The organism is Novosphingobium mathurense (assembly GCF_900168325.1).
In the GTDB taxonomy this organism is placed as follows: Bacteria; Pseudomonadota; Alphaproteobacteria; order Sphingomonadales; family Sphingomonadaceae; genus Novosphingobium; species Novosphingobium mathurense.
Window position 1 is genome coordinate 125821 of record NZ_FVZE01000003.1, and the last position, 12425, is coordinate 138245.

Here is a 12425-nt window from a genome sequence, read left to right on the forward strand (position 1 = left end):
TGGGCCGGTCAGATGCGTTCGATGATGGTTGCCGTGCCCATGCCAGCGCCGACGCAGAGCGTAACGAGCCCAGTCTCACGGTCTGAGCGTTCCATCTCGTCAAGCAGGGTTCCCAGGATCATCGCCCCGGTCGCACCGAGCGGGTGCCCCATGGCGATGGCGCCGCCGTTCACGTTGATCTGCGAATGGTCGATGCCAAGTTCCTGCATGTAGAAGAGCACGACGCTCGCGAACGCCTCGTTGAGTTCGAAGAGGTCGATATCGGCCTTCGTCATGCCTGCCCGGGCCAGCGCCTTCTGCGTAACGGCAACCGGACCCGTCAGCATGATCGAAGGCTCGGAACCGATCGAAGCCATCGCCCGGATCCTGGCCCGCGGCTTGAGACCCATTGCCTCCCCGGCCTCGCGGGAGGCGATCAGCACACCGGCCGCCCCGTCGACGATGCCAGAGCTGTTACCGCCGTGATGCACGTGATCGACTGCAAGCAGTTCGGGATAGCGCTGGCGAATGACGGCATCAAAACCGTCCGCTCCCATCCGCTCGAACGCGGGCTTCAAGGCTCCGAGACCTGCCAACGTCGTGTCCGGCCGCATGTGCTCGTCACGGTCGAGAACGGTGATGCCAGCGTGCTGCACGGGCACGATCGACTTGGCGAAGCGCCCCTCGCTCCAGGCCGCGGCAGCACGCTTTTGGCTTTCGACTGCATATGCGTCGACATCCGTACGCGAATAACCGTTGAGAGTCGCAATGACGTCGGCACCGATGCCCTGTGGGGTAAAATAAGTGCGCGATGCGACGTCAGGATCGGCCGACCAGGCGCCACCGTCCGATCCCATGGCGACACGACTCATGCTCTCCACACCCCCGCCGATGGCGACGTCCGCCTCGCCCGAGACGATCTTTGCCGCCGCAATGTTGCACGCCTCGAGGCCCGAGGCGCAGAAGCGATGGACCTGCAGGCCAGCCGCAGTCTGCGCGTAGCCGGCGTTGAGGACCGAGACCCTGGCGATATTCGCACCCTGTTCGCCAAGCGGCGCGACGCAGCCCATGACGACATCGTCCACCTTGCCCGTATCCAACCCGTTGCGATCACGAAGCGCCTGAAGCACCTGCGTCGAAAGTGAGATCGCCGTCACTTCGTGCAGCGACCCCTTGGCGTTACCGCGGCCACGTGGGGTCCTCACGGCATCAAATATGTAAGCTTCTCTCACGTTGATCTCCTTGGGCGGCTCAACGCCCCGGCGCACGCGGGGCGGGGGCGGGTGTCAGTGAAAATCGGGGTGCCGGCGCGGGCTGACAGACGCCATCCAGCTCGATGAAGGCGCAGCGCTCGCGGTTTTGCGCATGGTTTGGCGCTTCATTGAAATCGAGGACGGGGGCAAAACACACATCTGTGCCTTCCATGATCTCGCACCACTCCTGCCGCGTCTTGCTTGCGAAGACTGCGGAGAGACGCTCGCGGCGGGCTTCAAGCGTTGCCGGATCGTTCTGCTCGGCAAAGATCGGATCCTCCGCGAGCCCGGTCTTCTCAAGCAGCTGCGCATAGAACTGCGGCTCGATGGAACCAATGGCGACATACTTGCCGTCGGCCGTCTCGTAGGTGTCGTAGTAGGGGGCGCCGGTATCGAGATAATTTGTCCCGCGCTCGTCGTTCCAGATTCCCTGATTGCGAAAACCCCAGATCATGCTCATCTGAAGCGACGCACCATCGGTCATCGCGCAATCGATTACCTGCCCCTGCCCGGTGCGCCGCGCGGACAGGATCCCCGCAAGCAAGCCGAAAGCCATCATCATGCCACCGCCGCCGAAATCGCCGACCATGTTGATGGGCGGGGTCGGCTTCTCCCCGGTGCGGCCGAAAGCATTGAGGGCGCCGGTGAGCGCGATGTAATTGATGTCGTGCCCGGCTGCCTTGGCGAGCCTGCCCTCTTGCCCCCAGCCGGTCACCCGACCATAGACAAGACGCGGATTGTCCTTGAGCAGGACTTCAGGGCCAAGTCCGAGACGCTCCATAACCCCGGGCCTGAACCCTTCTATCAGCGCATCGGCTGAGCGAACCAGTTCGCGCAAGGCTTCGATTGCAGCCGGATCTTTCAGGTCCAGCGCAATCCGCGTGCGAGAACGGGCCAGCACATCCGTGCTGTCGACAACGAAGCCGGGCCGCTCCACGCGGATCACTTCGGCTCCGTGATCGGCCAGCATCATCCCCGCGAACGGGCCGGGACCGATCCCGGCCAGTTCGACGATCTTCAGTCCTTCGAGGGCTCCTGCCATGGCCAGTCCTAGAAGCTCAGTCCCAGTTGCACGCCGAATTCGCGGGGTGGCTGGTATGCACGTAGGGCGAGAAGCGACCCCAGCGAGAAGCTGTTGTTCATGAGGTTGAGGTCGCTCAGGTTCTTGCCGTAAAGCGAGACGCGCCAGTGCTCATCCAGGGACTGGAAACCGATGCTGGCATCGAAAGATACGTTCTTGGGTCGTATGAAGGCGTCGGTCTGCACGTTCAGCGGCGTGAAGCTCGTGTAGATCCGGCTCTGGTAACGGCCGCTGCCCTGGAAGGTGAAGGTGCCGAGGTCCGTTTCAAGTTCGTAAGTGCCGGTCAGGCTGGCGTTCCACTTGGGGGCGAAGCTGAGCGGAAGGTTCGAACGGTCGATCTCGCCAAGCCCATCGCCCAGGTTGGCCGTGAAGTCGTTGAAGTGCGCATCGAGATAACCGAAGGTTCCGGTCACGGTCAGGCCGCGCACCGGCCTTGCCGTAAGTTCACCCTCGACACCGCGAAGGGTCGCGCTGGCCGCATTCGTCGTCAACGTCTGGTTGATCGTTGTGCCCGGCAGAACCTGCTGAACCGACTGCTGCATGTCGGAGTAGTCGGCAGTGAAGATCGCCAAGTTGGCAATCAGCCTGTTGCCGAACCAGGAGCTCTTCAGGCCACCTTCGAAGCTGTCGACATGCTCAGCGTCGTAAGGACCGACGACATCGAAATTACCGGCTCGCCCGTTAAACCCGCCGGAACGATATCCGCGGGAATACTGCACGTAGGTCAACAGCGATTTCGTCCACTGGTAGCTGATTGCCGCTTTGGGCGAAAAGTCATTGAACGGCTTCGAGAAGGTCTGCGACGCGGGATAGAACAAGGGCTGAATCGTGAAGCGCTTTCTATCGTGGCTATACCGACCACCGACGGTCAGCGTAAGCCGATCCGTTACCTTGTAATCGATCTGTCCGAATACGGCGTAGGACTTCGAAGTCTGGGCCGTAATCAGCTTCGACCCGGCGTCCTCGCCCCCGAAAATGAGACCGGTCTGCGCGGTATCGTTGTTGTAGCGCTGCCAGAGATAGTACAGGCCAAAGACATAGGTCAGGGGGCTGCCGTCATTGTCGGAAGCGACGCGCAGTTCCTCGCTGAACTGACGATGCCTTTCGTGATTGGCAATGTTGAGAAAGCTGATCGGTGTACCATCGAAATCGCTATCCACCGCGCTGGCAGTGCGGCGATATCCGGTGATCGATGTGAGCTTCACTCCACCCGGCGCCCAGTTCAACTGGAGCGTCTCGCCGGTCGTCCTGATGTCCGCGCGCATATCGCCGTCCGGAAACCCGTTGACGTTGGTATGGTAAGGCGGTTGATCCGGATCGGCGGGGTAGCCGTAGGCCGGCAGCACCATGCCGGGCAGGCTGACATTGGTCAGCGGCGTTCCCGTGCCCTTTTCGTCACTGTGGTCGACGATCAGCGTCGCATCGAAGTTATAGGCGGGCGTCAGAACCAGAGTGCCGCGCACGCCGGATACATTGCGCTTGCCAAGACGACGGCCGTCACCGCCCTCGTAATCGTTGTGATAGAAGCCGGAATAGTGGGTTTCGAGCATCGAGACTCGCAGTTTGAGCAAGTCTTCGATAACCGGACCTTCGATCGAGCCGCGAAACTCCCGTCGACCATAGCTTCCCAATGTACCGAGCGCTTCAACCGCGAGCCTGTCACCCGGAAGCTTGGTCCTCAGGCTCACAACACCGCCGATCGTGTTACGGCCGTAGAGGGTCCCCTGCGGACCGCGCAGGATCGAGACCTGGTCGATATCGTAGAAGTCCTGAACGGTACCGACGTTACGAGCCTGGTACACTCCGTCCACCTCAACACCGACAGTGGGTTCGGTGGCGGACTGGACATCGGAATATCCAAGTCCACGAATGGCATAGGTGCCGGCAATGGGAATGGCTCCGACCGGCTCGAGAATGACGTTGGGAATCTTGCCGTCGAGGTTCGTAACCGATTGAACGACAGCATTCTTGAGCTGGCTGGAATCGAGGGCCGAGACTGCGAGAGGGACGTCCTGCAGATTTTGGGCCCGGCGCTGCGCGGTCACAACAATTGCCGGTACTTCTTCGGACATCGCCGGCTTGCCGTCATCTACGGCCGCTTCCTGGGCGTGCACACCGGAAGCAAGCGCCATCGCCATCATCGAACATCCGGCCAGGCTGAAATAGGTGCGAGTCATCAATCCTCTCCATCACAGACCCCTTCTTCATTCTGGAAGGGTCGAGCCGGACCATGCTCACGTTGCACCTTCATGTCAAATCTTTTGACGTTTAATATCTATTATTTTGACGAATAACAAAGGGGAGTGAGGCCACTGCCGGCCCGTCGGCAAGAATTCTTCAACGATTATAGGCGGTAGACGCACCGGGGCGAGGCCAGCGCAGCCGGTAGAGGCGACCGGAACTGGACGCGGTCGCCCAGGCATCACGCATGTCTTTGCCCCCGAAGCAGATATTCGTGATACCGATCTCAGGGAAGGCGATGTGTTCGTGCGCCCCGTCGGGGGCGATTACCGTCAGCCCACCCTCAATAAGGGTGCCGACGACGACTCGCCCATCGCGTTCGACTGCAAGGCTGTCGAAGTAGCAGTAGCCGGGCATCGTCAGGACAAGTCGTCCCGGCAGCCATGGAACGCTCGCCTGTGCGACTTGCCCCGGCCCTGAAATTTCGGCAGCCCAAAGACGCGCGGTGGGCGTTTCGGCCCAGTAAAGCGTCTTCTCGTCGGGAGACAGACCAATACCGTTGGGACCGTTCAGTCCGCCCAATGCCTGGCGGATACCGCTCCCATCGGCCTTTGCGTAATAAATATAGCCGATGTCGACACGGTCTTCACTTGTCTTGCCAAAATCGGTGAACCAGAAGCCGCCTTGCGTATCGAATACGATATCGTTGGGCCCGCGCAAGGCGCGGCCTTCGCAGGCGGTATAAAGCGTCTCGACGCGACCGCTCTCGGGATCGACCCGCTGGATCGAACCACCCCGATAATCGCTCGGCACACCATGAGGCATGAGTTGCCCGCCTTCGAGCTCAGACCATGCAAAGCCGCCGTTATTGCAGACGTAGATCATGCCGTCCGGTCCGATCGCTGCGCCATTCGGACCGCCGCCGGTTTCCGCCACCGGACTGACAGCGCCATTCATCGCCACTCGCAACAAACGACCGCCGTGGGTATCCACAACGATGACCGAACCATCAGCCATGGCAATAGGGCCTTCGGGGAAGCCAAGGCCCTCGGCAACAATCTCCAGTTCCATGTACGATCCTCTCTGTGCCAGGCTCGTTCCGCCCGGGTTTTCCTTATGTTTCGCTGCCGCCTCAAGAGGCCGCAGGAGCAGGCACGCGGCAAGTCCGCCAATGAATTGCTGGCGGGTCAACGTAACACCAGCGACAGCTTCAGAGCATCTGCGCATCGTCGATCGCGATCACGCTGCCTGTGACATAAGCCGCTGCATCCGAGGTAAGGTGGAGAACATTGGGCAGGATTGCGTCCGCGGGCATGAGGCGCGAGCGCGGAAGGCGCTCGATCATGCGTTTGCCCGAAGCGCTTTCGAACCACTCCTCGTTGATGTCGGTCAGCATGTAGCCGGGGCACAGGGCATTCACACTAATGCCAGCCTTGACCCATTCCTTGGCGAAGGCCCTTGCCAGCATGACCGCCGAGGCTTTCGAGGCGCAGTAGGCGACGAGGCCATGCAGGGCATTGAGCCCACCGACCGAGGCGAGGACCACTATACGCCCGCGCTGAGCCATGCCGTCCGATGCCAGGAGTCGCTTGCCGCCCTCGCGCACCGTCAGGAATACGCCACGGCAATTGACCGATTGGATGGCATCAAAGTCCTCGATCGGCAAATCGACCGCCATGCCCGATGAATTGACCCCGGCATTTGCAATAACAGTGTCGACAAGGCCGAAATGCGCTTCTGCCATGTCGAAGGCGGCGACCACGGAAGCCTCGTCGCGAACGTCGAGAGGAACCGCCAGCGCCTCTCCGCCGTTGCTCCGGATCTCCTCAACCAGGGATTCCAGGCGGTCGACACGCCGGGCAGCAACGACGACACGCGCACCTGCCGCTGCAAGCGCTCGAGCGAAGAGCGCCCCCAAACCGGAAGAGCCGCCGGTAATCATCACGGTGCGGCCCTCGTGCGTGCGGGCCATATCGTTCTTGTCGGTCAATGACATTATTCCGTTCCTCTGGATGCACGCATAAGCGCGCTTGTTCTGCTGCGTCCAAGCCGCCCGTTCAGCCAGTATGCGGCATCGACAAGGGCCTCGAGATCGAGCGGGAGCTGGTCGCCCAGCGCATAGACGACATCTTCGCTTGCCACGTTACCTGCGGCACCGGGCGCGAAAGGGCAGCCACCGGTCCCGCCGATGGCTGCATCGACGGTAACCGCCCCTGCCGCCACCGCCGCGACGGCATTTGCGACGCCCGTTCCGCGGGTGTCGTGAAAATGAACGCGGATCGGCAACGATCCCACTGCCGCTTTCACTTGTGAGACCAACTTCGTCACCTCGACAGGCCGGGCAACGCCGATCGTGTCGGCCAGTGCAATTTCACGAACGCCGAGAGCGGCCAGCGCACGCGCCATAGCTTCCACGCGCGCCGGATCTACCTGGCCGGTAATGGGGCACCCGAAAGCCACTGCAATTGTTGCCTGGGCAGGCCGCTGCGCTTCCTCGGCCATGGCTACGACGCGCATCGCCATAGCAAGGCTTTCCTCGCTCGACTGACCTTGGTTGGCGATGCCGAAACGATCGCTGGCCACACACACAATGCCCAGTTCATCAATGCCGCTGGCAATGGCACGTGCGGCACCGCGCTCGTTCAGGACGAGACCGATATGCGTCACACCATTGTCTCGGGGCAATCCGGCAACGACCGCCTCGGCATCCGCCATCTGCGGAACCCGCTTGGGGTTCACGAAACTCGCCACCTCGATACGGCGCGCGCCGGCAGCTGTGGCCCTGGCGATAAGGGCAAGCTTGTCCTCAGTTGAAAGGACGGTTTTCTCGTTCTGCAAGCCGTCCCGTGGGGAAACCTCGACCAGTTCGATCATGACTTCAATCCATGGATGTAATGCGGCTGATCGATAGCCAGGCAGTCGAGCGCCCAGCGCCGCAAGTGATCGCGAAGCCGCGGATCGTGGTAAGCGATGCGTCCTTCGCGGATCGCGGTGGCCAATGCCGTCTCCAGTTCGGCTGCAGCACCTTCCCGACCAAGCAGCATGCGCAGCCGTTCGCCCGCTCGCGCCTGCGCTTCGCCGCCCAGGGCATGTTCACGGCGCACGATCTCAAGTGCATTGCGGGCGATACGACGTTCATAGGAACCTGCCGAGTTGTCGAAATCGCCGAGCCATTCACTCACGGCCTGCAGTAACTCGCTCATGGTAGGATCGCACATCATGCCGCCTGCTCCTTCAGGTCCTCATCCATCAGGGCGAGCAGGTCGACTTCGCATTCACTGAGACGCCGACCGATAACTGCACGTTCGACCGACCGACTCTCACCGCTGGCAAAAGTCCGGTACATCATCATCGTCACTGTCGCCCACTTGAGCGTTCCCATCGCCTGCCACCAGCGGATGCGCTCGATCGACGGCGCCTTACCGCCTGCCTGTTCGTAGCCGCAGAAGAGTTCATCTAGCGGCGCGAAACCGCCCACCTGCAGGCTCGTCTCACCGAAGCGCCAGGAATTGACGCAAAGCCAACCCAGGTCCTCAGCCGGATCGCCCGAATGGGCCAGCTCCCAGTCCAGCACCGCGACAAGGCCGCACGCGGGGTCGACAATGAGGTTGCCATTGCGAAAGTCCCCATGGACCAGGACAGGCTCCACTGGCGCCGGAATGGTATCGCGAAGCCACGCGACCGCAGCCTCGATAACAGGCCGAACATGTTCGCCCTTGCGGTAGATTGCCTCATAGCGATCCAGCGAAGCGGCGGCATCCAGCCGTTCAAGAACAGGCGCCCGGTCTGTGGAAATGGCATGAATACGGGCAAGGGCAGCACCGCACTGCCGACCGAGCACAAGGCGCGCGGGAGCGAATTCCTCCGACGCCACGATTTTCCGCCCAAGCGTCACCCCCTCGACGCGCTCCATGACGTAGGCTTCGCCAAGCTCGCTCAGCATATCGCAACCATAGATTGGCTTTGCTACCGGAACCCCGGCTTCGGCGGCGAGCGCAAGCAAGGCCGCTTCCGTCGCAAGTGGCAGCGAAGTTTCGAAGACAGTGCCGTCTCCCGCCCGTCTTCGGCGCAGGATGAGCGGCCGCACGTCGCGACCCGACACTTCATCATAAGCCCAGGTCTCGAGACTCGCCCCGCCCGTCAGGCGCTTGAGGTTGGCAATCGTGGCCGCGGCCCCTGCACACTGCGCAAGAGCGTGCTCAATATCTGCGGTCATGCATCTCTCTCCTTGTCTCAAGACATGATGGCTCAAATCCCCTTTGTCAAATATATTGACGAGAACTGTGAACAATCCGATGATGATCCGCATGGAACAGGATGCCCGGAGAGCCCAATTGGCCGAATCACCCTATGACGACGACGATGTCGAAGCCTTCCGCGATGGACTGGCGAAGTTCCTCGATGCCGAGGCGCCCCCGGAACGCATCGCAAAATGGGAAAAGGACAAGATCGTCGAGCGCGAACTTTGGCACAAGGCCGGCGAATTCGGCTTATTGGGCGTATCGGTCCCTTCCGAATACGGCGGCCTGGGCGGAGATTTTCGCCATGAGCGCGTCATTATCGAAGAATTCGGCAAGCGCGGCCTCGAAGGATGGGGCGTTCCGCTGCACAATATGATCGTCGCTCCATACATCATCGCCTTCGGGACCGAAGAGCAGAAAGCCACGTGGCTGCCCGGCATCGTCAGCGGCAAAACCGTTCTGGCCATCGCCATGACCGAGCCCGGCACCGGATCCGACCTCCAGGGCATTCGCACCCGCGCCAATCGCGATGGCGATGATTGGATCATCAACGGCAGCAAGACATTCATTTCCAACGGCCAAACCGCAGATCTGGTCCTGGTCGTATGCAAGACCGATCATGAAGCCGGGGCCAAAGGGATCTCGCTCATCGCCGTCGAAGGCAATCGATCCGACTTCAAACGCGGGCGCAATCTCGACAAGATCGGCCGTGACGCTCAGGATACTTCCGAACTGTTCTTCGACGGGGTTCGCGTGCCCGCCTCGAACCTGCTAGGCCGCATCGAGGGTCAGGGCTTCGCCCAGCTCATGTCCATGTTGCCGCAGGAGAGACTCGGAATTGCTGCCATGGGCCTCGCCATCCTTGAGCGCGCCCTCTCCCTGACCATCGACTACACGCGTGAGCGGCGCGCTTTCGGCAAGGCACTGTTCGACTTCCAGAACACGCAGTTCACCCTTGCCGACATCAAGGCACAGGCAATGGCCGCACGCGCCTTCGTCGATTCCTGTACCGACAAACTCCTCGCAGGAGCACTCGATGCAGCGACCGCATCGATGGCAAAACTGTTCGTTACCGAAACCGAAGTCGCGGGCGTGAATCGCTGCCTGCAGCTTTTCGGAGGATACGGCTACATGAACGAATACCCGATCGCCCGGCTCTACAGGGACGCGCGCATCGACACGATCCACGGCGGCACTTCGGAGATCATGAAAGTCCTCATCGCGCGAAGCCTTTGAAGCGTCCGTCGGGGATTTACGCGAGACGGCATTGCGCCGCGCGGCACCTTCTGCAAAACGTGCAGAGGAGAGCCGCTAGCATGGACAAGACCTTGTATCTTATCGTTCCACTCTTGCAGGGATTCGAATGGTTTGACGAATCCCTGCAGTTAAGCCTTCGCGAAAAAGGCTGGCCAAATCTGACGCGTCCGGAATCGATGGTGATGATGCATGTTCAGCAGAACATCGTCAGGCCGGCAGAGATCGCACGGAGCTTGCGCCTGACACGCCAGGCGGTTCATGTCACGATAGGCGGACTGGTGAAACGCGGCATTTTCGAACTGGTCGACGATCCGGAGGATGGTCGCATCAAGATCGTGCAACTCACAGAGATGGGCAATGCCATGCGCCACGATGCGCAGTTGATCGTCCAGGAACTGACCGGGCAGTTGGCCAAGCGCATCGGAAAACCGCAAGTGCGCGCGCTGCGTGACGCCTTCTCGCGCGACTGGGGCGATCCGATCGTGTGCACGGTCGAGAACGACCAAGCACGTGCTAGGCCGGAACAGCCGTCATTCCCGCGACCCATGGGACGCCCACCCGGCCGCAAGTCTCGTCCTCAGGACTGACAGCGACGGAAACCGATCGTCGAGCCGATAGGATATCCGGCTCGACGATCTTGGGGGATTGTCACAGAGCAAGCATCGCTGCGCGGTGCGGAACGGTTGCGATCCACGCATTGAGCGCTTCGCAGGCTTCGGCAGCCATTTCGGGCTGGCCGAAATAGTAGTGGTTTGCGCCCTTCACCACATGATGCGTCTGGGGCGCATTGACGGCCGCTTCCCTTAGCCGCCCGGCATGGCTGGGCGTGCACGCATCGTCGGCGCTGTTCTCGATGACGAGTAGCGGCACCGTGATGCGGGCTGCGCAGCGCAGTCCGTGAGCGTTTGAATCATCATAGGACCACTGCGAAAGCCAACTGCGCAAGGTAGAGAAGCGCGCCAGCCCAACCGGTCCGTCATTGACCACCTCCGGATCGCCCAGGAAGCACCAGTGCGGCGGCCGGTCGCTCGGCTCGAGAGTCTCGTCGAGAAAACGCGGATCGGCCATCGTCCCATGGACGACGAAACCTTCTTCGTGCTTCTCCTTGCCGGCAACGCGCAACGCCGCGAGACGCTCCTTGACCCAAGCTGTGATCCTGCGGTTACGGGCAATCTGAGCGTTACGATACCGTTCTACGTAGGCCGGATCGTAGGGGGCCTGATTGGGATTGGCCGGGTCGTAGATATTGAGTTCGGGATCGCGCTCGAATGGCCGCGATTCGTCGGTGATCGAAGGGTCGATCCATTCGGTGAGAGTCAGGTTACGGGAGAGATGTGCCGCCAGGAGCGCCACACCGTCGACAGGGATGAGACCGGCCGCTGTGAGATCGAGCGGATCTCCGGCGGGGGTATGCGTGACAGTCGGATTTTCGGCCTCCGCCTGGTAGAACAGCGAAAGGGCGCCGCCACCGCTCCAGCCTCCGAGAATGACTTTCTTGTAGCCCAGCCGCTCCTTCGCATCGCGCACCGCCGCGCCCAGATCGAGAGCGCACTTTTCCATGATCAGGGCATTGTCGATGCCGCGATAGCGGCTGTTGCAGTAGATGACGTGCGTTCCTGTCTTGGCAAGCGCTGATGGCAGGGGCAACCACGCGCCGCCACCGATCGGATGCATGAAGAGCACAACCGTATCGGACGGCGTTTCGGGCTTGAGCAGATGCGCTTCAAGCACGACCTTGCCGACCTGCCCGCTGTAGGTATCCTTGAACGCGGCGGTTTCGTCGAAGATTACGAGATAGGGTGTCCGCTCATATTTCATGGGTCATGCCTTCCTTGGCGCCGCGGCGCGCATGTCGAGTGCCTCTGCACCGAATTTCGCGATTTTCGCGGCGCGTGTCCGCTCCGTCCACGCACGAAGTGTCTCAGGCAAGTGGCGCTTTTCAGCGGCCAGGATGGCGTCATGCTCTGGCACTCTGATGGTGATTTCGACCTGTATGCCATTGGGATCGTACATGTAGAGCGAATTGACAAAGCCATGCCCGAGCGGGCCAGCGCACTTGATCCCGAATGACCGGATACGCTCCTGCATCGCCAAGAGCTGCTCCTCGGTGTCGACCTGCATGGCGAAATGCATGTCGAAGCTGTCCTTGCGGTCGAACCAGTGCGGATCGGCGTCCCCCGGCGCATCGAAAAAGGCAAGGTAATTGCCGTCGGCAAGCTCGAAGAAGATGTGCATGTAGGGATTCTGCGCACCGGTGCCCGGCACGGTATCCAATACCAGTGCAGCGGCAGTAGGAAGGCCCAGAACATCCTCGTAAAACCAACGAGTCTGCTCGGCATCGCGGCAACGATAAGCCGCGTGATGAAGGGCACCGAGATGAACTGGCGCCGGGGTCTTTTGGGTCATTAGCCTCTCCGGGAACACATACGTTTC

The 12425-nt window shown here is 61.2% G+C and carries 12 protein-coding genes; 2 read left to right on the forward strand and 10 right to left on the reverse strand.

The genetic code is table 11. From position 1 onward, the window contains the following. Positions 1–8: 8 nt before the first annotated feature. The 8 genes from B5483_RS11655 to B5483_RS11690 all read right to left on the reverse strand — a co-directional run bounded on the left by B5483_RS11655 (position 9) and on the right by B5483_RS11690 (position 8710). A complete protein-coding gene (locus tag B5483_RS11655) occupies positions 9–1211 on the reverse strand; it encodes an acetyl-CoA C-acetyltransferase (RefSeq protein ID WP_054947550.1) in 1203 nt (400 codons plus the stop codon). Positions 1212–1230: 19 nt separating this feature from the next. After that, a complete protein-coding gene (locus B5483_RS11660) occupies positions 1231–2274 on the reverse strand; it encodes a CaiB/BaiF CoA transferase family protein (protein ID WP_079730477.1) in 1044 nt (347 codons plus the stop codon). Positions 2275–2282: 8 nt separating this feature from the next. Continuing rightward, the gene (locus B5483_RS11665) at positions 2283–4490 is read right to left on the reverse strand and encodes a TonB-dependent receptor (RefSeq protein ID WP_079730478.1); all 2208 of its coding nucleotides are present in this window, start codon (positions 4488–4490) and stop codon (positions 2283–2285) included. A gap of 160 nt (positions 4491–4650) precedes the next feature. Beyond that, entirely contained in the window at positions 4651–5565 is a 915-nt protein-coding gene (locus B5483_RS11670; RefSeq protein WP_079730479.1) for an SMP-30/gluconolactonase/LRE family protein, read from the reverse strand. Positions 5566–5704: 139 nt separating this feature from the next. After that, positions 5705–6490, reverse strand: coding sequence for an SDR family NAD(P)-dependent oxidoreductase (locus tag B5483_RS11675; RefSeq protein WP_054947529.1), 786 nt, complete (start codon positions 6488–6490; stop codon positions 5705–5707). Further along, positions 6490–7368, reverse strand: coding sequence for a hydroxymethylglutaryl-CoA lyase (locus B5483_RS11680; RefSeq protein WP_079730480.1), 879 nt, complete (start codon positions 7366–7368; stop codon positions 6490–6492). The genes B5483_RS11675 and B5483_RS11680 overlap by 1 nt, the downstream gene beginning before the upstream one ends. Then, entirely contained in the window at positions 7365–7715 is a 351-nt protein-coding gene (locus B5483_RS11685; protein ID WP_054947527.1) for a DUF6285 domain-containing protein, read from the reverse strand. Before B5483_RS11685 ends, B5483_RS11680 begins: the two co-directional genes overlap by 4 nt. After that, positions 7712–8710: a phosphotransferase family protein gene (locus B5483_RS11690; RefSeq protein ID WP_079730481.1), complete on the reverse strand. Its 999-nt coding sequence runs from the start codon at positions 8708–8710 to the stop codon at positions 7712–7714. The genes B5483_RS11685 and B5483_RS11690 overlap by 4 nt, the downstream gene beginning before the upstream one ends. Positions 8711–8828: 118 nt before the next feature. Here B5483_RS11690 and B5483_RS11695 point away from each other — a divergent pair, with 118 nt between their 5' ends. Both B5483_RS11695 and B5483_RS11700 read left to right on the forward strand, forming a co-directional pair. Beyond that, entirely contained in the window at positions 8829–9971 is a 1143-nt protein-coding gene (locus tag B5483_RS11695; protein WP_231634744.1) for an acyl-CoA dehydrogenase family protein, read from the forward strand. Positions 9972–10051: 80 nt separating this feature from the next. Next, positions 10052–10579, forward strand: coding sequence for a MarR family winged helix-turn-helix transcriptional regulator (locus B5483_RS11700; RefSeq protein WP_054947525.1), 528 nt, complete (start codon positions 10052–10054; stop codon positions 10577–10579). A gap of 61 nt (positions 10580–10640) precedes the next feature. Here B5483_RS11700 and B5483_RS11705 read toward each other — a convergent pair whose 3' ends face one another. Both B5483_RS11705 and B5483_RS22860 read right to left on the reverse strand, forming a co-directional pair. Continuing rightward, complete coding sequence (locus B5483_RS11705) at positions 10641–11810, reverse strand: alpha/beta hydrolase (RefSeq protein ID WP_139383976.1); 1170 nt, start codon at positions 11808–11810, stop codon at positions 10641–10643. Between the two features lie 3 nt (positions 11811–11813). Next, complete coding sequence (locus B5483_RS22860; protein ID WP_054947523.1) at positions 11814–12398, reverse strand: VOC family protein; 585 nt, start codon at positions 12396–12398, stop codon at positions 11814–11816. Between the last annotated feature and the right edge of the window lie 27 nt (positions 12399–12425).